Annotated in this window: 18 protein-coding genes; 13 read left to right on the top strand and 5 right to left on the bottom strand. The window is 69.5% G+C overall.

Translation table 11 applies throughout. From position 1 onward, the window contains the following. Positions 1–71: 71 nt before the first annotated feature. The 3 genes from purU to C8D81_RS00725 are packed head-to-tail and all read right to left on the bottom strand — an operon-like array spanning position 72 to position 3206. Positions 72–968, bottom strand: a complete 897-nt coding sequence (gene purU / locus C8D81_RS00715) for a formyltetrahydrofolate deformylase (RefSeq protein ID WP_208109057.1) — start codon at positions 966–968, stop codon at positions 72–74. Then, positions 968–1876: a methylenetetrahydrofolate reductase gene (locus C8D81_RS00720; RefSeq protein ID WP_208109058.1), complete on the bottom strand. Its 909-nt coding sequence runs from the start codon at positions 1874–1876 to the stop codon at positions 968–970. The genes purU and C8D81_RS00720 overlap by 1 nt, the downstream gene beginning before the upstream one ends. Next, positions 1863–3206 (bottom strand): MFS transporter, encoded by a 1344-nt coding sequence (locus C8D81_RS00725; RefSeq protein WP_133625370.1) that lies wholly within the window; start codon positions 3204–3206, stop codon positions 1863–1865. The genes C8D81_RS00720 and C8D81_RS00725 overlap by 14 nt, the downstream gene beginning before the upstream one ends. Positions 3207–3382: 176 nt before the next feature. Between C8D81_RS00725 and C8D81_RS00730 the strand changes: the two genes are divergently transcribed. From C8D81_RS00730 to C8D81_RS00755, 6 genes are all read left to right on the top strand, one after another. Further along, positions 3383–4165, top strand: coding sequence for an IclR family transcriptional regulator (locus tag C8D81_RS00730; RefSeq protein WP_133625371.1), 783 nt, complete (start codon positions 3383–3385; stop codon positions 4163–4165). Between the two features lie 125 nt (positions 4166–4290). Further along, the gene (locus tag C8D81_RS00735) at positions 4291–4791 is read left to right on the top strand and encodes a MarR family winged helix-turn-helix transcriptional regulator (protein ID WP_094360235.1); all 501 of its coding nucleotides are present in this window, start codon (positions 4291–4293) and stop codon (positions 4789–4791) included. A gap of 259 nt (positions 4792–5050) precedes the next feature. Then, complete coding sequence (locus C8D81_RS00740) at positions 5051–5626, top strand: hypothetical protein (RefSeq protein WP_094432011.1); 576 nt, start codon at positions 5051–5053, stop codon at positions 5624–5626. Next, positions 5623–6939 carry a LamG-like jellyroll fold domain-containing protein gene (locus C8D81_RS21745; protein ID WP_094432009.1) on the top strand — a complete coding sequence of 439 codons (1317 nt, stop codon included), beginning with the start codon at positions 5623–5625 and terminating at the stop codon, positions 6937–6939. The genes C8D81_RS00740 and C8D81_RS21745 overlap by 4 nt, the downstream gene beginning before the upstream one ends. 107 nt (positions 6940–7046) lie before the next feature. Beyond that, positions 7047–7889 (top strand): alpha/beta fold hydrolase, encoded by an 843-nt coding sequence (locus tag C8D81_RS00750; RefSeq protein WP_133625372.1) that lies wholly within the window; start codon positions 7047–7049, stop codon positions 7887–7889. 92 nt (positions 7890–7981) lie between these two features. Further along, a complete protein-coding gene (locus tag C8D81_RS00755; protein ID WP_133625373.1) occupies positions 7982–9625 on the top strand; it encodes a polysaccharide deacetylase family protein in 1644 nt (547 codons plus the stop codon). On the opposite strand, the gene C8D81_RS00760 is transcribed toward C8D81_RS00755, so the two are convergent. Continuing rightward, positions 9607–10128 (bottom strand): DUF1707 SHOCT-like domain-containing protein, encoded by a 522-nt coding sequence (locus tag C8D81_RS00760; protein ID WP_208109059.1) that lies wholly within the window; start codon positions 10126–10128, stop codon positions 9607–9609. The two genes, C8D81_RS00755 and C8D81_RS00760, sit on opposite strands and share 19 nt — an antisense overlap. A 160-nt stretch (positions 10129–10288) precedes the next feature. Between C8D81_RS00760 and C8D81_RS00765 the strand changes: the two genes are divergently transcribed. The 6 genes from C8D81_RS00765 (at position 10289) to C8D81_RS00790 (ending at position 16810) form a co-directional block, all read left to right on the top strand. Continuing rightward, positions 10289–11281: a neutral zinc metallopeptidase gene (locus C8D81_RS00765; RefSeq protein WP_133625374.1), complete on the top strand. Its 993-nt coding sequence runs from the start codon at positions 10289–10291 to the stop codon at positions 11279–11281. Between the two features lie 130 nt (positions 11282–11411). Continuing rightward, positions 11412–12410, top strand: a complete 999-nt coding sequence (locus tag C8D81_RS00770) for a L,D-transpeptidase family protein (RefSeq protein ID WP_133625375.1) — start codon at positions 11412–11414, stop codon at positions 12408–12410. A gap of 204 nt (positions 12411–12614) precedes the next feature. Then, entirely contained in the window at positions 12615–13595 is a 981-nt protein-coding gene (locus C8D81_RS00775; RefSeq protein ID WP_094360251.1) for a DMT family protein, read from the top strand. Then, positions 13592–14767 (top strand): glycosyltransferase, encoded by a 1176-nt coding sequence (locus tag C8D81_RS00780; RefSeq protein WP_094424608.1) that lies wholly within the window; start codon positions 13592–13594, stop codon positions 14765–14767. The genes C8D81_RS00775 and C8D81_RS00780 overlap by 4 nt, the downstream gene beginning before the upstream one ends. Positions 14768–14902: 135 nt before the next feature. After that, positions 14903–15844 carry a DUF4192 domain-containing protein gene (locus tag C8D81_RS00785; protein WP_166646622.1) on the top strand — a complete coding sequence of 314 codons (942 nt, stop codon included), beginning with the start codon at positions 14903–14905 and terminating at the stop codon, positions 15842–15844. Positions 15845–15955: 111 nt separating this feature from the next. Then, entirely contained in the window at positions 15956–16810 is an 855-nt protein-coding gene (locus C8D81_RS00790) for an aldo/keto reductase (RefSeq protein WP_208109060.1), read from the top strand. Positions 16811–16925: 115 nt separating this feature from the next. On the opposite strand, the gene C8D81_RS00795 is transcribed toward C8D81_RS00790, so the two are convergent. Continuing rightward, positions 16926–17663 (bottom strand): VIT1/CCC1 transporter family protein, encoded by a 738-nt coding sequence (locus C8D81_RS00795; protein WP_094401930.1) that lies wholly within the window; start codon positions 17661–17663, stop codon positions 16926–16928. A gap of 146 nt (positions 17664–17809) precedes the next feature. On the opposite strand from C8D81_RS00795, the gene leuS reads away from it, so the two are divergent. Beyond that, positions 17810–20290, top strand: coding sequence for a leucine--tRNA ligase (leuS, locus tag C8D81_RS00800; protein ID WP_133625376.1), 2481 nt, complete (start codon positions 17810–17812; stop codon positions 20288–20290). The last annotated feature ends 20 nt before the right edge of the window (positions 20291–20310 follow it).

Below are 20310 nucleotides of genomic sequence, written 5' to 3' on the forward strand. Positions count from 1 at the left end.
AGCTTGCGCCATCGCCGGTGTCGGTCAGTTGGGTTTCGCTTGGGTTGAAACGGTGCGCGGGCGCGATCAGGTCAGAGCACCACGGTGCGGTTGCCGTTGCGGATCACGCGGTCCTGGCAGTGCCAGAGCACCGCACGGGACAGGACCTGTCGTTCGACATCGGCACCCCGACGGGTCAGTTCGTCGACGGTTTCCCGGTGGGAGACCCGGACGACGTCCTGTTCGATGATCGGCCCCTCGTCCAGGTCCTCGGTCACGTAGTGCGCGGTGGCGCCGATCAGTTTGACCCCGCGCTCCTTCGCCTTCCGATAGGGCCCGGCGCCGATGAAGGCCGGCAGGAACGAGTGATGGATGTTGATCACCGGGACCCCCACCTCCTCGAGGAAGGTCGGTGACAGCACGCGCATGTATCGAGCCAGCACGACGAAGTCGACGTTGCCGACCAGCAGCTTGAGCATCTCCCGTTCCGGGCCCTCGCGGTCCTCCCCGGCGCTGGGCACGTGGAAGAAGGGAATGCCGAGGAACCGGACGTCCTCGGCGACATCCTGGTGGTTGGAGATCACCATCGGCACCAGGATCGGCAGTTCGCCGCGACGCTGCCGCCACAGCAGATCCAGCAGGCAGTGGTCGGACTTCGAGGCCAGGATGCCCACCCGCAGCGGGACCGACAGGTCGCGTACCCGCCATTGCAGGCCGAGCCCGGTGCCGACGGTCTTCTCCATCGTGTCGCGGAGTTCCGGCATCCTCGCGGTCAACCCGGGAAGCTCGAAAACCACCCGCTGGAAGAAGTTTCCGCCCTCCGGGTCGTCGGTGTGCTGGGCCAGCGACACGATGTTGGCGCCGAGCCCGGTCAGCTCGCTGGTCACCGCCGCGACGATGCCCGGCCGGTCCGGGCCGTGCACGATCAACGAGGCATGATCGGGTGGCAGACCCATCGCCGCAGCGCGGGCTTCCTTCATCCTGGTCATCAGAACTCCTCCGAGTGGTCGTCGATCCATCTGGCGGTGGCCGGCACCCCGCCGAAGGTGTAGAAGTGCAACAGCACCTGGCCGTGGATGTCCGGCTCGAGTCCGTCGTCGAGTGCATGCAGGAACTTCTCCGGACCGGCGGTGCCGATCAGGCTGGTCAGCGACAGACCGTATTTCTGCGCGATCCCGGCCGAGGAGGCGACGCCGAAGCGGCGGGCGTAGCCGAGCAGCCGTTTGATGCCGGCCGGGCCCGGTACGCCGACGCGGACCGGTGCGCCGATGCCACGGCCTCGCAGGCCGCGGATCCAGTTCAGCACCGGTTCGGCGTCGAATCCGAACTGGGTGATGATCGAGGCGGCCATCCCTCGTTCGGCGATCGCATCGAGCTTGAGTCCCATCGCCTCCGCCAGGTCGGCGTCGGCGATCTTCGGGTGCCCCTCCGGGTAGCCGGCGATGCCCACACTGCGCACCCCGTGCTGTTCGAGGACACCGGTTTCGATCAGCGACAGCGCATCCGGGAAGGGGCCCTCCGGGCTCGGCGGGTCACCACCGATCAGGAAGACCTCGTCGGCGGCACCGGCCTGCTGGTATGCGGCCAGCGTCTCGGTCAGCTCCGCGGCGGACCTGATGCGGCGCGCCGACAGATGTGGGACCGGGTGGAGTCCCAACGACAGCACGGATTCCGCGGCCCGTAGCCTGCTTGCGGCGTCCTCGTTGGCCAGATAGGTGATGTTGACCGCCGTGCCGCGGGGGAGCAGCGGCGCGGCCTCGATGAGGGCGGGGACATCCTTTCCGGTGATCTCCACCGAGAAGCCCTCGAGCAGGCCGGGGGTGTGTGCGGTTGCTGGGTCGATCATCGTCTGCTTGTCCGAAATCCTTGTCTGCTTGGAGTTCTCAGTTGCCGGCATCGGTCTGCTCCCGTCCCGCGGCAGCGGCTCGGGCGATCGCCGGGATGGTGACCAGGGTGAGCAGCAGCAGGACCACCACATAGGCGGTGACCGGCCAGACGCGGCCGGTGATCAGCATCAGCCAGGAGGCCATGAAGGGGGCCAGGCCCCCGCCGAGCAGGGCGCCGAGCTGATAGCTGAGCGAGGTGCCCGAATAGCTGACCCGGGTCGGGAACAGGTCGGCGAGGATGCTGCCCTGGCCGGTGTGTGCGATCGGCAGGATCACCCCGAGCAGCACCGAGGCCACGATCAGCGCCGGGACCGAACGCAGACCGAGCAGCGGCAGGTAGAGCGGCATCGCGACCAGCAGGGTGATGGTGCCGATCAGGAAGAGCCGGCGCAGCCCGCTGCGGTCGGCCATCCGCCCCCAGAAGGGGATGCTGATCGCCCAGAGCACCCCGACGATGAGCACACCGGTGAGCACCTGGGAACGGGTGAAGCCGAGCCGGGTGGTGCCGTAGCCGAGGGAGAAGGTGAGCACGATGTAGGTGGTCGCCGAATGGCCGACCAGGACGCAGATGCCGAGCAGCACCTGCTTGGGATAGTTCTTGAGGACCCGCAGCAGCGGCACCTCCTCCTGCTCGGGTGCCTGCTGCTGCGCCTTGACGAAGGCGGGTGTCTCCGGGACCCGCGACCGGATGAACAGGCCGACGCCGAGCAGCACCACGCTGGCGACGAACGGCAGGCGCCAACCCCAGGACAGGAACGCCTGGTCCGACATCAGGTTCGACACGATCAGCACCACGACGTTGCCCAGGATCAGGCCCAACGGGGTGCCGATCTGCGGGAACGAGCCATAGAACCGGCGCTTCTCCGGGGGCGCTGCTTCGACCGCCAGCAGGACCGCGCCACCCCACTCGCCACCGATCGCGATGCCCTGCAGCAATCGACAGATGACCAGCAGGATCGGCGCCCACAGGCCGATCTGGGCGTGTGTCGGCAGCAGGCCGATCGCCACCGTGGTGCCGCCCATCAGCATCAGCGACACGATCAGGGTCGACTTGCGTCCCAATCGGTCGCCGAAGTGCCCGAACAGCATGCCGCCGATCGGTCGGGCCGCGAATCCGATGGCCAGGGTGAGATAGGACATCAACTGCTGCCACGACTCGGGCAGCGGGGCGAAGAAGGCCGCGCTGAAGACCAGCGCCGCGGCCGTCCCGTAGAGGAAGAAGTCGTACCACTCGATGGTCGATCCGACCAGGCTGCTGACCGCCGCCCGACGCGCGTAGCGGGCATCGATGCCCGCCGCCGCGGTGGACTCCTGCTGATCGCCCGTGCTCACTGTGTTCATGTCCACCTTTCGCGGCTCACCTGCGCTGGGAGCCGTTGCCGCCCTGCAACAGGGCAAGTAGAGCCGGTCGGGTCCGGCCGCGGTAGGGGTGGTATTTCACTCAGTGGCACGTTTCGAATATTCTTCCCCGAACCGGTGCGGCAGGGTCGCAGCAGCGGGGGATGGGGAGTCGAGCGATGGCCGGAAATGCGCGCGAGCCGGCGCGGACGGTGACCAACAAGGTCGTCGCCGTGCTCACCGCGTTCGGGCGTACCGATGGACCGCTCAGCCTGGCCGAGGTGCGCCGAGCGACCGGGCTGCCGGCCGCGACCGCGCTGCGGTTGCTGCGCGAACTCACCGCCGGTGGCCTGCTGGTCCGGGAGGACAGTGGCAGCTACCGGGCCAGCACCCTGCTCTGGGAGATCGGCTCCCGCACCGCCCGGCGCGGGGACATCCGCGATGCGGCGCTGCCCTACCTGGAGGACCTGTTCATCGCCACCGGTCAGAATGTCCAGCTCGCGGTGCTGAGCGGGACCCATGCGCTGGTGGTGGAGAAGATCCACGGGCGGGATTCCGTGGCGATGGCATCCCTGGTCGCCTCCCGGCTCGCCCTGCACGCGACCGGTGTGGGGAAGGTGCTGCTCGCCTATGCCGGACCGGAGCTCTTCGAACGGGTCGTCGCCGAGGGGTTGGAGCGGTTCACCCCGAACACCATCACCGATCCAGGCCGCCTCGCCCGGGCGCTGGAACGTGCGCGCGAGGCCGGGGTGGTCTATCAGTTGGAGGAGCGGGAACTGGGCCTGATCTCGGTGGCGGCGCCGGTCTGGGGCCCGAATCAGCGCGTGGTCGCCGCGCTCAGTGTGAGCACCCGCGCCTCCTCGACGGTGCTGCGCCGACTCACGCCGGCGGTCGTCACCGCGGCACGCGGGGTGTCCCGGGCGCTCGCGGGGCCCGCCGCCGCGGCTCGGCGCGGCCGCTAGTCGCACGAGTCGTCTCGATGCAGGACTAGCTCGCCAGCCATCAATCTTGATAGGCGAGCTATTTAATGTTAGAGTAATGGATCACCTGTACTCGGGGGTCCCGAACCGCGAAAGGAAGCGCACCGTTGTCCAGCAATCCCAGTTCCACCGACGGGCTCAGTCCGGCCGTCATCTCGGCCGCGGCCATGCACTCGGCCGAACTGCTCACGCTGATCGACCGGCTCGGCCGGCTCAGCATGGCCAATGAGCGGATGCGTGCCGAGCTCGCCAAGGAACTCAAGATGACGCTGCACGAGCTGAACGCGCTCATCTATGTCGAGTACGAGCGGCGGATCACCCCCAAGGCGCTGGCGCAGAAGCTGTCGATGAGCACCGGGTCGGTGACCGCGCTGATCGACCGGTTGACCGAGAGTGGCCTGGTGCTGCGCAGCCCGCACCCGCGCGACCGGCGCAGCGTGCTGCTCAGCCTGACCCCGCAGGGGGATGAGGTGATGACCCAGATCATCGACCGGTACGCCGCCACCACCCTGGGTGCACTGAAAGATGCCGACCCGCAGCGGCTCCTCGCTGCCAGTGCCTTCGTCGACGACCTCACCAACGCGATGGTGGCCAGTCAGGACGCCTGAGCGTCCTGCCCGCCTGCAGATCAGACCGCCCCGGCCGATACGGCCGGGGCGGTCTTTTCGTTGCCCGGGTGCCTGCGGGCCAGGTCGATCTGGCGACATGTTCACTCGACATGCGCGTAACTCGTGATCCGTGTCACTCTTCAATAGAGTAGTTTGACAAACGAGTGATTCGGAATCTAGTGTTTCTGTTGTCGGCCGGAGAGCCGGCCCGAACCTCGACTCAGCTCCACTCATCCGACCCGAAGGAACCGCTACCGCCATGAGCCAGCAGACCCCCTCCCGCAAGATCGCCCGCATCGCCCCCTGGGCCGCCATCCCCGCCGCCCTGATCGTCAGCGGCCTGATCGTCTCCCAGGCCTCCTACTCCGCCTTCAGCGCCAAGACCGAGAACACCGGCAACAGCTGGGAGACCGGCAGCGTGAAGCTGACCGACGACGACCGCGGCGCCGCGCTGTTCACCGTCAAGAACCTGCGGCCCGGCCAGCAGGGCGAGAAGTGCATCACCGTCACCTCCGACGGCACCTCGCCCTCGCGGGTCAAGCTGTACGCCGCCAACGCCAAGGCCACCAACCAGCTCGACCAGTACATCTCGATCAAGGTCGTCCAGGCCACCAGCTGCGGGGCCGGCGGCACCACCATCGTGGACGGGCCGATGGCCAAGTTCGCCGCCGGCCCGACCAACTACGCCAACGGCGTCGGCGACTGGAACACCACCGGCAACAAGGGTGAGATCCGGACCTACATGATCACCTACCGTTTCCCCGACGACGCCCCGAACAGCACCCAGGCCAGCACCGCCGCGCTGGACTTCGTCTGGGAGGCGCAGAACCTGTGAACACCACGACCTGGCCGGGCCTGATCCTCCTGGTGGCCGCCCGCACGGTGCTCTTCGCCGTGCTCGGGATGGCTGTCTGGGCGGTCACCCCGCTCGCACTCGGCTGGACCTCGACCACCGTCGTCACGGGATCGATGGCCCCGGCCATCAACGCCGGCGACGTCGTGGTCAGCATGCCGATGGCGGGCGCGGACGTCGAGCCCGGCCGGGTCGTGCTGGCCAATGACCCCGACCACGCGGACCGGCTCCGGCTGCACCGGATGCTGGAGCGCAACCCCGAGGGTGCGCTGATCCTGCAGGGGGACGCCAACCCCGAGCCCGACTCCAGCCCGATCGGCAACGAAGAGGTACGCGGTATCGGCGTGATCCGGGTCCCGTGGCTGGGTCTGCCGCTGGTCTGGCTCCGGGCCGGCGCGATGGGCCCGCTGGTCGCCACCACGGCCGCCCTCGCCGTCCTCTGTGCGATCGGCTCCGGGCAGCTCCAGCAGGTCCGCCGCCCCGCCGCGATCGCCCTGGCCGGCACCCTGGCCGCCCTCGGCGTACTCGCCGTCGCCACCCTGCCGCCGACCGCCTCGGCCGCCTTCAGCGCGAAGACGCAGTCCACGGCGGCCTTCGCCACCGCCGCGGTCGTCGACTACGGCAACCTGATCCGCGCCGCGAAGCCGATCGTCTTCTGGGAGGGTGACACCGCCGATCCCGCCCTGGACACCAGCGGCACCTCCGCCAGCACCGACAACGCGGGCCTGACGACGCAGACCGGTGCCGGTCGCACCGGACGTGGGGGAGCGGTCTATCTGGCCCGCCCGACCGGTGGGATGGATCTCGCGAAGCGTTTCCCGGGGCCCGGGCCGCAGTCCTTCACCCTCGAACTCTGGTTCAAGACCGGCGTCCAGGGCCAGGGCGGGCGGCTGATCGGTTACGGCGAGAGCCGGGCTCCGCGGAGCTCGTGGCTCTATGACCGCGCGATCTACCTGACCACCGATGGACGCATCATCTACGGCAACGACGGTTACGGCCCGAACCGGCTGGAGACGAAGTCGCGTTACGACGACGGTCAGTGGCACCACATCGTCGCCACCCGGGACGCCTCCGGGATGCGGCTGATCGTGGACGGCACCGCACTGAGCCGTGAGGCCGCCTCCGTGCAGTCCTATGACGGGCACTGGCGGGTCGGCTACGACAATCTGAGCGGCTGGCCGTCGGCGCCCTCGCTGAAGTCCTTCCCCGGTTGGGCGGACGACATCGCGATCTATGACCGGGCGCTCACCGTCACCGAGGCGCAGGAGCACTACAAGGCCGGCCGGCCGAGCTGACCGGTTCTCCGGCGAGCACTTCCCCGCAACAGGGCCCGTTCCACCGTGCGATCCGCACACCGGAACGGGCCCTGTCGTCGCTCCGGGCGTCGTGCCACGATCGGCGCATGCAGAGTGGCGAGCCCGCGCAGGGCGAGAATCCCGAGATCGGCAAGAGCGTCCAGACCGGTGCGATCCGGACCAACTATCTCGAGCAGGGCAGCGGTGCGCCGCTGTTGCTGCTGCACGGTTCCGGCCCCGGGGTGAGTTCCTACGCCAACTGGCGGCTGGTGCTCGACCCGCTGGCCGAGCATTCCCGGGTGCTCGCCCCTGACCTGGCCGGTTTCGGCTACACCGAGATCCCCGAGGGCCAGGAGTTCTCCCGCGAGGCCTGGCTGGCCCAGATCGTCGACTTCCTGGACGCGCTGGGACTCGAGCGGGTCAGCGTGGTCGGCAATTCCTTCGGCGGCTCGATGGCGCTGGCGCTGGCCATCGCCCATCCCGACCGGGTCGAGAAGCTGGTGCTGATGGGCAGCGTCGGGGTGCCCTTCGAGCTCACCGACGGGCTGGACGCCGTCTGGGGGTACGAGCCGTCGCCGGAGGCGATGGGCCGGCTGATGCGCGAGGTGTTCGCCTACGACGCGTCGTTCATCACCGACGACATGGTGCAGTCCCGCTACACCGCGAGCCTGCGTACCCAGGACGCGTTCGCGCGGATGTTCCCCGCGCCCCGGCAGCGCTGGGTGGATGCGATGGCCCACCCCGAGGCCGACATCCGCGGCATCACCGCACCCACGCTGATCGTGCACGGCCGCGACGACAAGGTGATCCCGCTGGCGAACTCGCTCACCCTGCTGGATTGGATCGACGACTCCCAGGCGCACCTGTTCGGCCGCTGCGGACACTGGACCCAGATCGAGTACGCCGACGAGTTCAGCCAGCAGGTGGTGGATTTCCTCACGCGCCGATAAGTTCCCGATCCGCGCGAATGTGAGCGGGGTCGCATCCCCACGGCTCGCTGTGGATGCGGTGAATGGCCATCGCGCGGCTTAGACTCGCCGCCATGGTGGTTAAGGTTCGCTCATATCTCGGGGTGACAGCGGTCGCGGGACTGCTGTCGGTAGCGCTCAGTTCCTGCGGTACGCCGCCGGCACCCAGGGCCGCAGAGGATCCCAACAACAAGCCGGTGAGCAGCCAGGCTCCGACCGCCGCCGCGCCCGAGGCCCGGTTCGCCGAGGTCGACGACGCCAAGGTGTCCTCGCTGCGGCGGGTGACCCTGCGCGATGACAACCGCAAGGTGACCGCCGAGGTACCCCTGGTGCCGAACGCCCGCAACCTCAGCCAGGCCATCGAGGTGGTCCGGGAGAAGCAGCTGCGGCTGGCGCACTGGGCGAAGGCCGACCAGGTCGCGATCAACAGCAAGGTGATCGCCGCCTCGCCGGACGCGATCGGTGTCGCGGTGCAGAGCGTCTCCACCGAGAACGGCGCCGAGGTCCGGCGCCCGGTCACCATCTGGTACGACCCGAGCGACGCCCAGTCCTACTCCGCCCCGATTCTGATCGAGGAGTCGCGGTGGGCCGACTTCGCCAAGGCGGTCGCCGACCGCGGCGCCGAGCAGAAGCTGGACAAGACCAAGCTCGCTAGCGCGCTCGCCGACGCCCCGGCGCCGGAGGGCAACGGCCCGGCGATCGGGTTCAGCAGCGAGGGCGACGTCGTGCTGCAGTTCGGCAACGGCGTACTGGACGGCGACAAGCAGGGTCTGGTGCTGCCCAAGGACAAGGTCGCCGGAATGCTGTCCGCGTACGGGATGAAGGCCCAGTCCGCCGCCAGCAAGCCGGGCGAGTACACCGCCACCGCGACCCCGAAGCCGCAGGCGCCGGGCAAGGAAGCCAGCGCGAGCCCCTCGGGCACCGCGACCCCGTCCGCCCCCGGTACCACCCCGAGCGCCGGGGCGACCCCGAAGAGTGCCAGTGCGACCCCGACCAGCAGCGGCACGCCGAAGGGCAGTGCCACCCCGGCGGCCGGCCAGCGGCCCTCGACCGCGATCGGACCGGACTGCCGGGTGCTCAAGTGCGTCGCGCTGACCTATGACGACGGCCCGGCGGCGGGTACGCCGAAGGTCGTCCAGGCACTCGACGACGCCAAGGCCGCAGCCACCTTCTTCCAGATGGGGCAGAGCATCAAGGCCTTCCCCGACAACGTCCGGCTGGTCGCCAGCAGCGGCTACGAGGTCGGCAACCACTCATCGAGCCACCCGGACCTGGCCAAGCTCAGCGGGGCGAAGCTGGCCGAGGAGACCACCGGCAACAGCGAGCGGTTGCAGGCCATCACCGGCCGTCCGCCGCTGCTCTTCCGCCCGCCCTACGGCTCGCACAAGGACGCCACCGACAAGGTGATCGGTGACGGCGGGATGGCGATCATCAACTGGAACGTGGACACCATGGACTGGTCGACCAAGAACACCCAGAAGACCGAGAACAGCGCGGTCTACCAAGGTCTGGCCAAGCCGTCGTCGATCGTGCTGATGCACGACATCCACGACAGCACGGTGGCCGCGGCGCCCACCATCGTCAAGGACCTGCAGGACAAGGGCGCCACCCTGGTCACCGTCTCGGAGCTGACGCTGAACTCCGGCGGCGTGTACGCCGGCCACGGCTACTGCAACGGCACCAACGTGGCCCAGAACGGTTACGGCTGCAAGGGCTGACGACCACCCGGCGGCGGGGTCGGTCGGCGCTCGATCCGGTCGCCGACCGCCATCCGGGCCAGCGTGCCCCCGGCGAGCGCGGCCAGACTGCCGCCGACCAGGGAGAACAGGAAGATCCCGGGGCTGAACATCAGCGCACCGAGCAGCATCAGCATCACCACCGGGATCGCCAGCATCCCGCCCAGCATGGTGAGCGCGAACAACAGGTCGCGGACCGGATGGGGTTCCTGGTCACGCTGGGGGACCGGCGGTCGGACCGGTGTCGGCGGCAGCTGGGGGAGATCGACGAACAGGCCCCGCAGGTCGGGCTCGGTCCGCGCGGCGACGGCAGCGGAGAGCCGCTCCTCGAGTTCGTCATGGTTGAGCCGGCCGGCGGTGAAGTGCTGATTCAACTGCTCGCAGGCCTCGGCCCGCTCGGCGTCCCCGATCCGTACCGCGGGTTGCTGGGGCCGTCGGCCGGGGAAGCTCGCGAACGGGAATGGTGGATGCATCGGGGCCGTCATGGATCCATTGTTCGCCGGTGCTGGGCCAGCGCGGTACGCCTGGGCGAGGATGCGGGACCTGCGGCGGAGGGGACCGGCGAACTGTCGACCACGGTTGCAGTCGGCGATCCCACCACGGGCCGGTTCCGGACTGCCCCCGCCAGTGCCTAGCCTGTCACCCGTGTCCGGACCGCCCGTGATCGAGCCCCGGCCGGCGGCCGAGCGCCGCCGGGCGCGACGGGGTGCCCTGATCGCGGGGCTGGCCGCGGTCGTCGTGGTGCTGATCGTCGGCGTCCTGATCGCGCGGCAGAGTTCGACCGGTCCCGCCGTGGGTGGCCCGCCGGCCGCGACCGGTACGCCGCAGCGCGCCCCCGCCCCGACCGGCGCCGACACGCCGACCGCCCCGCCGCAACCGGCACCCGGTGCCACCGATCGGTCCGGCCGCCCGCAGGCCTCCTACGCCCGGATGACCGCGGAGGACTCCCGGCTCTACAACGTCGCCTTCGCCCGGTCCAGCGCGCGCTGTCCCGACCTCATCGAGCGGCGGCCGCCGCTGCCCGATGCCGCCCTGGCGGCGTACCTGCAACAGATCGCGAACTGCCTCACCGAACTGAACGCGCCGGCACTGGAACAGCAGGGGATCGCGCTCGACCCGCCGCGGGTGAGCGGCTTCGCGATCAGCGTGAACACCGCCTGCGGCGCCCTCACCCGGTACGCGTTCTACTGCCCGGAGGACCGCACCATCTACGTCGACACCCGCTCCGATGACACCCGGCGCTTCTACGGCGGGATGCGGCTCGGCTACTTCGCGGTGATCAGCCACGAGTTCGGCCATCACCTGCAACTGGCCGGCGGGATCACCCAGGGGTACGCGGCCCGACTGGAGGCCGCGGACAAAGACCAGCGACTGGAGCTATCCCGGCGCTCGGAACTGCAGGCGGCCTGCTTCTCCGGCGTCGCCTACGGGGCCCTGTGGGATGACCTCGGTGCGGGGCCGTCGGATCGGGCGGAGATGCTCGACTACTTCGACCGGCAGAGCGATGAGACCACCCGCGAGGGCACCCACGGCAGCGCCCGCACCATGAAGAACTGGTTCGACCGCGGCCTCGGCACCGACCGCAGCGGATACGACCGGTGCAACACCTGGGTCGCGCCGCCCAGCGACGTGGCCTGACCAGCCCCTCCGGTCACCGGATCGTGACCGGATCGTGAAGCAAACACGGGGTGCGCTGGCACGGATTGACCGGCAGGTGAGGATAATCTCAACCGGTCGATACCCGTGAACCGATACCCCGAGGTGAAAGATGGCGCTGCGAACGGCCCGGCGTACGCCCGTCCTGTCCGCACTGGTGAGGCCCGCGCTGGCCCTGACCGTCCTGGTCTCCGTGCCCCTTGCCGGCTGTGCCAAGCCGACCTCGACAGAGGTCGCGGCACCCGCGCCCGCGCCCGCCACGGCGCCCGCGGACCCGGTCACCCCGGTACCCGAACCCACCCCGGTCGACACCCCGACCGCGACCCCGTCGGCGCTGTCCAGCCCGTCGGCGGCCCCGACGCGTTCGGCGACCCCGCGCCCCACCCGGACCGCCACCCCCGCGGCGAAGCCGACGCCGGTCGCCGGCCCGGCGATCCTGGCCCGCGGCGCCTCCGGCGACTCGGTCCGCGAGCTGCAGGCGCGGCTGAAGCAGATCGGCTGGTTCGACGAGAACGTGACCGGCTTCTACGGCCCGACCACCGCCGCCGCGGTGGAGGGATTCCAGTCCAAGCGCGGTCTGCCGACCACCGGCGCGGTCGACCGGGCCACCCTCACCGCGCTGCAGGAGATGACCCGCACCCCGACCGCCGCGGAGAAGGCCGACGCGCCCAAGCCGTCGCCGACCCCCACCCCGGCGCCGAACGCAAGCAAGCCCGCCGAGCCCGCCGGCGTACCGGCCGGTATCGACCCGCGCTGCATGACCGGCCGGGTGCTGTGCATCTCCAAGTCGCAGAACAAGCTGCGCTGGATGATCGACGGCAAGGTGCAGAACACCGTCGACGTGCGCTTCGGCACCGACGAGATGCCGACCCGCGAGGGCAGCTTCAGCGTCCAGTGGAAGTCCCGCAACCACGTCTCGACGATCTACAACACCCCGATGCCGTACGCGATGTTCTTCTCCGGCGGCCAGGCCGTGCACTACTCGGCCGACTTCGCCGCCCGCGGTTACAACGGCGGCTCGCACGGCTGCGTGAACGTGCGCGACAAGGCGACGATCTCCCGGCTGTTCGACATCGTCAAGGAGGGTGACAAGGTCATCGTCTACCGGTGACCGGTGGGGGGTGCACCCGACGTGTCGCGTCGCCGGAATCGGAGTACCGGAATCGGTTACGCTTGCGCGAACCGCTGCCCCTCCATCGGTGGTGGGATGGACCAGGGTCCGCGTTGGGGGTAGATCCCCGGGCGATCCCCGAGTTGCGGGCGGCACGGAAGGTGGAAGGCTGAGCACCATGACGCACACCCCGGAGCGGCCCGCATGACGCAGAACATTCCGCTCGCCCTGGTGCTCGGCGTGGTGGCCTCCCTCTGTTTCGCGACCGGGGCCACCTTCCAGCACGACGGCATCGGCAAACAGTTCGGTGCCGATGCCGAGTCGCGGACGTTGACGCTGCGGCGGGTGCTGTCGATGGTCCGGGACCGGCACTGGATCCTCGGCACCGGGATGATCCTGATCGGCGCGCTGCTGCACCTGGTCGGGGTGAAACTGGCGCCGGTCACGGTGATCCAGCCGGTCGGCATCCTGGCCGTCCCGTTCGCCGTGCTGCTGGCCGCCCGGAAGAACCACACCCGGCCCACCCGGATGATGATCGTCGCGATCCTGATGGCCGTCGCCGGCATCGTCGGTTTCACCTGGTTCTCCGCGTCCTCGGCGGCCGAGGACACCGTCATCGACGGCCGGCTGATCCTCTACGCCTCGCTGGTCGTCTTCGCCCTGGCGATCATCGCCGGCATCGTCGGCGCCAAGGGCCCGGTGGCGGCGCGCTGCCTCGCCTGGGCGACCAGCGGTGCGCTGATCTATGGCCTGGCCACCGCGCTGATGAAGACCACGCTGGTCACCTGGGAGCGCAGCGCGGAGCTGGGGCTCGCCCACTTCTGGGCCAACCTGGCCGGCTGTCTGGCCTGTTACGCGATCGGCGCCTGGGCGATCCAGCAGGCGTACGCCTCCGGGCCGGCCGAGATCGTGGTCGGTTCGATGACCGTGATCGACCCGCTCACCGCGGTCGCCTTCGGGCTGATCGTGCTCGGTGAGGGCGCGAACATCGGCCTCGGTGCCGGTATCGGCATGGTCCTCGCCGGCGGGCTCGCCTCCCTCGGTGTGGTGCTGCTGTCCAAGTACCACCCCGACGCGGCGCGGGCGTACGAGGAGGCCGAGGCGAACCGGCTCCGCAACCAGACCCCCGGCAGCACCGCTGTCGACCCTCCCGAGAAGTCCCCGCAGGAAGGAAATCCCCGGTGAAGATCCTCATCGGCCACGACACCTATCCCCCCGACGTCAACGGTGCCGCCCGCTTCACCGAACGACTGGCCACCGGCCTGGTCGGCCGCGGCCACGAGGTGCATGTCATCGCCCCCTCACCGACCGGGCGCGAATACATCGAGGATCGCGACGAGGTGGTGGTGCACCGGCTGCCGTCCCACCGCTACCCGTTGGTCGACCAGTTCATGATCTGCATGCCCTGGCAGGCCGGGCCGCGGATCCGGAGGATCATCGACCAGGTGCAGCCCGATGTGGCGCACATCCAGGGCCACTTCCTGATCGGGCGATTGCTGTCCGGGCAGGCGAATCAGCTGAATCTGCCACTGGTCGCGACCAACCACTTCATGCCGGAGAACCTGGTCGAACTGGTCAAGATCCCGAACCGGACCCGCGACGCGGTGTCCCGGATGGCCTGGAAGGACTGCGCCAAGGTGCTCGGCCGGGCCCAGGTGGTGACCGCGCCGACCCCGCGTGCGGTCGAACTGCTGGCCAGCTCCGCCGGGCTGCCCGGTGGTCTGGCGATCTCCTGCGGGATCGACCCCGAGCCCTACCTCGAGGCCAGCCGCAACGCTCGGCACGGTTCGCATCCGACGGTGCTGTTCGTCGGCCGGCTGGATCAGGAGAAGCGGGTCAACGAGCTGATCCAGGCCTTCGCCCGTCTGCCGCAGCGGCTCGACGCCCGGTTGGAGATCGTCGGCGACGGGTCCTTCCGCGACCAGTGGCAGGCGCTCGCGCAGTCCGAGGGCGTCGCCGATCGCACCACCTTCCTCGGTTTCGTCAGCGAGGAGGATCTGCTGGCGGCGTACGGGCGGTGCGATGTGTTCTGCATGCCGGGTGTCGCCGAACTGCAGTCGCTGGTCACGCTGGAGTCGATGGCCGCCGGCAAACCGGTCGTCGCGGCGAACGCGATGGCGCTGCCGCACCTGGTGCATCACGACAAGAACGGCTTCCTCTACGCCCCCGGAGACGTGGACGAGCTGTCCGGGTATCTGGCCCGGTTGCTCGGCGATCCCGCGCTGCGGAAGCGGATGGGTGCGGAGAGTCGGGAGATCGTGCACGAGCACGCGCTGGGTGCGACCCTCGGCCAGTTCGAGGAGATCTACTCCGAGATCGCCGGCGGGCACGTGGTGCCGCTGCGCCGGGTCGCCTGAGCCCGGATGCACCCGATGCCGTGCATCGGGTGCTTCGGTCGATGACCGCGGCGGACTTGTCCACAGGGCTGGATCTGTCCACAGTCGGGGTTCCTCGGCCGCACGATTTCGGCGATGCCGCCCATCGTGTGGCGCATGAAGACACCCGATTCGTTGATCGCGCAGTCGCCCGAAGAGGTGCTCGCCGCCGTGCCCTATCTGCTCGGTTTTCATCCGCAGCAGTCCTTCGTCGTGGTCGCGCTGCGCGGCCGGCGGGTGGTGTTCACCGCCCGTGCCGATCTGGACCACGCCCTCTGGGAGGCTGATCGGCTCGCCCGGGTGGTGGACACCAACAACGCGGATGCGCTTATCCTGCTCGGTTTCTGTGAACCGACCGCCGAGTCGCGGGACCTGCTCGCGGACCTGGCCGAGCTGTTCGGCGACTTCCGCATCCACGACCTGCTGCTCAGCGACGGGGAGCGTTGGTGGTCGCTGCTCTGCGACGACGCGGACTGCTGCCCGGACGAGGGCACGCCCTATGACATCAGCACCACCCGCTTCGCCGCTGCGGCGGTCGCGGCGGGTCTGCCCGCGCTGCCGAGCCGTGCCGAACTGGTCCAGCGGGTCACCGGACCGATCGGGGAGGTCGACCGGCAGGAGGTGCGCGCCGCCTTCGAGGAGGTGTTGCCCGACCTGGCCGGCTGGTCCGCGGAGGAGCGGTGCGGGCGGATCCGGCGGCTGATCGCCCGCTACAACACCAGCCGCGGGTTGAGCGACACCGAATGTGCCGAACTGGCCGTGCTGAGCCACGATCCGGTCGCCCGTGACGAGGTGCTCGGCCGGTTGCGCCGCGTCGACGCGCCCCGGCAGGTGGCGCTGTGGAACCGGGTGGTGGACCGCAGCCTGCCACCGTTCGAGGTCGCACCGCTGTGTCTGCTCGGGCTGGCCGCCTGGCTCTCGGGAAACGGCGCCCTGCAGGTGATCTGCATGGAGCGGGCCGAGCGGATCAACGCGGGTTTCTCGATGCTCTCGCTGCTCAACCACATCCACGACCGGGCGATCCCGCCGAGCCACTGGGGCGAGGGCGCCGCCGCGTAGTTACGAACTTGTCAGGGACTATGCGCAGTCCCCGGCACGCCGACTGTGCGGTCGGCCGCAAGAGTTGGGCAATTGACTTCAAGCGCGCCTGAACTTCTAGGGTCGTTGATCATGACGACCGCGATGCCTTGGGCCGACTCATCACCGCCACCGCAGGGCCTCGGCCTGATGCGCGTCCGCGAGGAGCACTGGGGAGATCCCGAGCGCGATCCGGGTGAGCTGGTTCGGGCGGCGGTGGATGCCGGCGTGCGGGTGCTGGACACCGCCGAGATGTACGGCAACGAAGCAGTGGTGGGCCGGGCCATCGGCACCCTGCGCGATGACGTCATCCTGTGCAGCAAATTCGGCGTCTACTGGGGCGACTCCGGCCGGTTCGACGACTGGAGCGTACGCGCCGATCCGGCGACGGTTCGGAATGCGATCGACGGCAGTCTGAAGCGCCTCGGCACCGATCGGCTCGACCTCTACTACCTGCACCATCGCAGCGATGAGACGCCCATCGAGGAAACCGTGGGGGCGATGGCGGAACTGCAGCGGGCCGGCAAGATCCGCTCGCTCGGCCTGTCGAATGTGACGGTCGAGGACATCCGGCGGGCGCATCGCGTACACCCGATCCAGGCGGTGCAGGAACGGTGGTCGATCACCCACCGCGAGGTCGAGGACATGCTGCCGGTGTTCGCGGAACTGCAGATCACCCTGGTCGCGCACTCGCCGCTGGGTCATGGCGAACTGCTCGGCTCCGACGGCGCCCACGCGGCGACGATCGCAACATTGGCGGAGAAGTACGCCGTGTCAGCGGCGTCGCTGGTGGTTGCCTGGGTGCACAACCGTGCTCGTCAGCTGGGCCAGTCGGTCACGGTGCTGCCGGGAACGACGCGGGCGGCGCACATCCGGCCGAACGTGGCCGCTGCCTCGCTGCGCATCGACGACGAGGATCTGGACGAGTTGACCCGGGTCGGCGGCTGAGCGCGCGGGCGCGGGTCATCTCGACACGGCGGCCATTGCTCCGCTTCGCTCCGCATGGCCGCCTACTCGATGAGCGGAGGTGAGCTGTGCCTGGCCGCGTACTCGATGAGCGGGGTCAGCCGAGTTCGACGCCGACGAGGTGGCCGATGGCCCAGGTCAGACTCATCGTGAGCGCGCCGACGACCAGATTGCGAAGCACCGGGCGTACCGGGGAAGCGCCGCCGATCCGGGAGGTGATCACCCCGGTCACCGCCAGTGCGACCAGCACCGCGGCCCAGGTGACACCCATCCGCCAGCCGATCGGCGCGAGCAGCATCGCCAGCAACGGCAGCAACGCGCCCAACGAGAAGGACAGCATCGACGCCCAGGCGGCCTGCCACGGATTGCTGCGCTGATCGACGCTGATGCCGAGTTCGGCCTCGGCGTGCGCGGCGAGCGCGTCGTGGCGGGTCAGCTCGACCGCGACCTGATGCGCCAGGTCGGGGGAGAGGCCCTTGGCCCGATAGAGATCGGTCAACTCGCCGAGTTCCTCACTCGGCATGTGCTCGAGCTCCCAGCGCTCCTTCTCCAGCACCGCCAGCTCGGTGTCCTTCTGGGTGGAGACCGACATGTACTCCCCGCCGGCCATCGACAGCGCCCCGGCGACCAGACCCGCGAGCCCGGCGATCAGCACCGCGCTCTTCGACGCCTGCGCGCCGGCCACGCCCACCACCAGACCGGCGGTGGAGATGATCCCGTCGTTCGCTCCGAGCGCGCCGGCCCGCAGCCAGTTCAGCCGACTCGCCAGCGCGCCGGCCAGATGATCGCCCCGGACGTGTTCCTGGCTCGGGGTCGAGGTCAGCTGATGGTCCATACCAACACTGTTACCCGCCCGGAGATCCCTCGCAAGCAAGGTTTGCCAGCCCTCACCGGCCGAAACGCCCCGGCCGGCACCCGCGTCCTCGGCTAGACTGCGCGGGGCCAAATCAGTGTCCACGGCCCAGCGTTGAGGGAGTGCTAGTGACCGAGCAGGTAGCGCAGCGGCAGGCGTACGATCCGGCCGCCGCCCAGCAGAAGTGGCAGAAGTTCTGGGAGCAGAACCAGACCTTCGCGCCGCTCGACGACGGCTCCAAGGAGCGTCGCTACGTGCTCGACATGTTCCCCTACCCCTCCGGTGACCTGCACATGGGCCACGCCGAGGCGTTCGTGATGGGCGATGTCGTCGCCCGCAATCTGCGCCAGCGCGGCTACGACGTGCTGCATCCGATCGGCTGGGACTCCTTCGGCCTGCCCGCGGAGAACGCCGCCATCAAGCACGGCAAGAGTCCCGCCGAGTGGACCTACGCCAACATCGAGACCCAGGCGAACTCGTTCAAGCGCTACGGCCTGAGCCTGGACTGGAACCGGCGGCTGCACACCTCCGACCCGGAGTACTACCACTGGACCCAGTGGCTGTTCCTGCGCTTCCGCGAGCGCGGACTGGCCTACCGCAAGGACTCGGCGGTCAACTGGTGCCCCAACGACCAGACCGTGCTGGCCAACGAGCAGGTCGTCAACGGCCGCTGCGAACGCTGCGGTGCGGTCGTCACCAAGCGCAAGCTGAACCAGTGGTACTTCAAGATCACCGAGTACGCCGACCGGCTGCTGGACGACATGCAGGGCCTGGAGGGCAGGTGGCCCGACCGGGTGCTGGCGATGCAGCGCAACTGGATCGGCCGCTCCCAGGGGGCGTACGTCGATTTCACCATCACCGGCCGCGACGAACCGGTGACGGTCTTCACCACCCGGCCGGACACCCTCTATGGCGCCACCTTCTTCGTGGTGGCCCCCGATGCGGATCTGGCCGAGGAGATCGTCACCGCCGAGCAGCGGCCGGAATTCGAAGCATATTTGGAAAAGACCAAGCAGACCAACGAGATCGAGCGGCAGTCCACCGAGCGGGAGAAGACCGGTGTCTTCCTCGGTGTGCACGCCACCAACCCGGTCAACGGCGAGCAGCTGCCGGTCTACGCCGCCGACTACGTGCTGGCCGACTACGGCACCGGCGCGGTGATGGCGGTGCCCGCGCACGACCAGCGCGACCTGGACTTCGCCAAGGCCTTCGACCTGCCGGTACGCCGGGTCGTCGACACCGGTGAGGCGGACCCGGCCGAGACCTTCGTGGCGACCGCCGGCGACGGCCGCTACGTGAACTCCGAGGCGCTGGAGGGCCTGGCGAACAAGGCCGACGGCGTCGCGAAGATCGTCGACCTGCTGGCCGCGCGCGGCACCGGCCGGGAGGCGATCACCTACCGGCTGCGGGACTGGCTGCTGTCCCGGCAGCGGTTCTGGGGCTGCCCGATCCCGATCATCCACTGCCCGGTCGACGGCGAGGTCCCGGTGCCCGACGACCAGCTGCCGGTGCGGCTGCCGGATCTGCGCGGCGCGGACCTGCGGCCGAAGGGCACCTCGCCGCTGGCCGGCCCGGAGGCCACCGAGTGGCGCGAGGTGGAATGCCCCAAGTGTGGCGGCCCGGCGACCCGGGACACCGACACGATGGACACCTTCGTCGACTCGTCCTGGTACTTCTTCCGCTACTGCTCGCCGCAGGACACCGAGGGGCCCTTCGAGGTGGCCGATGTGCGTCGCTGGATGCCGGTCTTCCAGTACGTCGGCGGCGTCGAGCATGCGATCCTGCACCTGCTCTACATGCGCTTCTTCACCAAGGTGCTGCACGACATGGGGATGGTCGACTTCGTCGAGCCGATGGAGCGGCTGCTGAACCAGGGCCAGGTGATCAACGAGGGCAAGGCGATGAGCAAGTCGCTGGGCAACGGGGTCGACCTGGGCGCCCAGATCGATGAGTACGGTGTCGACGCGATCCGTACCACCGTGGTGTTCGCCGGCCCGCCGGAGGACGACATCGACTGGGCCGATGTGTCGCCGAGCGCCACCGTGCGGTTCCTGCAGCGGGCCTATCGGGTCGCCCAGGACGTGACCAGCGAGGTCGGCACCGACCCGGCCGGCGGCGACGTCGCGCTGCGGCGTACCACCCATCAGACGCTGGCCGACATCGGCAACCTGCTGGACGCGCAGCGGTTCAACGTCGTGGTCGCCCGGTTGATGGAGCTGGTGAACGCCACCCGTAAGGCGATCGACGGTGAGGTCGGCGGAGCCGACCCGGCCGTCCGGGAGGCCGCCGAGGCGATCACCGTCGGGCTCAGCCTGTTCGCGCCCTATGTCACCGAGGAGATGTGGGAGATCCTCGGCCACCAGCCGTCGGTCGCCGACGCCGGTTGGCCCGCGGTCGACGAATCCCTGCTGGTACAGGAATCGGTGACCTGCGTGGTGCAGGTCCAGGGCAAGGTACGCGCCAAGCTGGAGGTCGCTCCGGACAGCACCGACGAGCAGCTGGAGCAGGCCGCGCTGGCCGATCCCGGCGTGCAGCGCGCGCTGAACGGCCGCGAGGTCCGCAAGGTGATCGTCCGCGCCCCGAAGCTGGTCTCGATCGTCCCCGCCTGAGGCTTCGCAGCGGGTTGTCC

It is taken from the genome of Enemella evansiae, from assembly GCF_004362375.1.
Taxonomy (GTDB): domain Bacteria; phylum Actinomycetota; class Actinomycetes; order Propionibacteriales; family Propionibacteriaceae; genus Enemella; species Enemella evansiae.

Excerpts from the sequence above, each read along its gene's own strand:
- purU (WP_208109057.1), bottom strand. The coding sequence starts at position 968 with ATGACCAGGATGAAGGAAGCCCGCGCTGCGGCGATGGGTCTGCCACCC.
- C8D81_RS00720 (WP_208109058.1), bottom strand. The coding sequence starts at position 1,876 with ATGCCGGCAACTGAGAACTCCAAGCAGACAAGGATTTCGGACAAGCAG.
- C8D81_RS00725 (WP_133625370.1), bottom strand. The coding sequence starts at position 3,206 with ATGAACACAGTGAGCACGGGCGATCAGCAGGAGTCCACCGCGGCGGCG.
- C8D81_RS00730 (WP_133625371.1), top strand. The coding sequence starts at position 3,383 with ATGGCCGGAAATGCGCGCGAGCCGGCGCGGACGGTGACCAACAAGGTC.
- C8D81_RS00740 (WP_094432011.1), top strand. The coding sequence starts at position 5,051 with ATGAGCCAGCAGACCCCCTCCCGCAAGATCGCCCGCATCGCCCCCTGG.
- C8D81_RS00750 (WP_133625372.1), top strand. The coding sequence starts at position 7,047 with ATGCAGAGTGGCGAGCCCGCGCAGGGCGAGAATCCCGAGATCGGCAAG.
- C8D81_RS00755 (WP_133625373.1), top strand. The coding sequence starts at position 7,982 with ATGGTGGTTAAGGTTCGCTCATATCTCGGGGTGACAGCGGTCGCGGGA.
- C8D81_RS00760 (WP_208109059.1), bottom strand. The coding sequence starts at position 10,128 with ATGACGGCCCCGATGCATCCACCATTCCCGTTCGCGAGCTTCCCCGGC.
- C8D81_RS00770 (WP_133625375.1), top strand. The coding sequence starts at position 11,412 with ATGGCGCTGCGAACGGCCCGGCGTACGCCCGTCCTGTCCGCACTGGTG.
- C8D81_RS00775 (WP_094360251.1), top strand. The coding sequence starts at position 12,615 with ATGACGCAGAACATTCCGCTCGCCCTGGTGCTCGGCGTGGTGGCCTCC.
- C8D81_RS00785 (WP_166646622.1), top strand. The coding sequence starts at position 14,903 with ATGAAGACACCCGATTCGTTGATCGCGCAGTCGCCCGAAGAGGTGCTC.
- C8D81_RS00790 (WP_208109060.1), top strand. The coding sequence starts at position 15,956 with ATGACGACCGCGATGCCTTGGGCCGACTCATCACCGCCACCGCAGGGC.
- C8D81_RS00795 (WP_094401930.1), bottom strand. The coding sequence starts at position 17,663 with ATGGACCATCAGCTGACCTCGACCCCGAGCCAGGAACACGTCCGGGGC.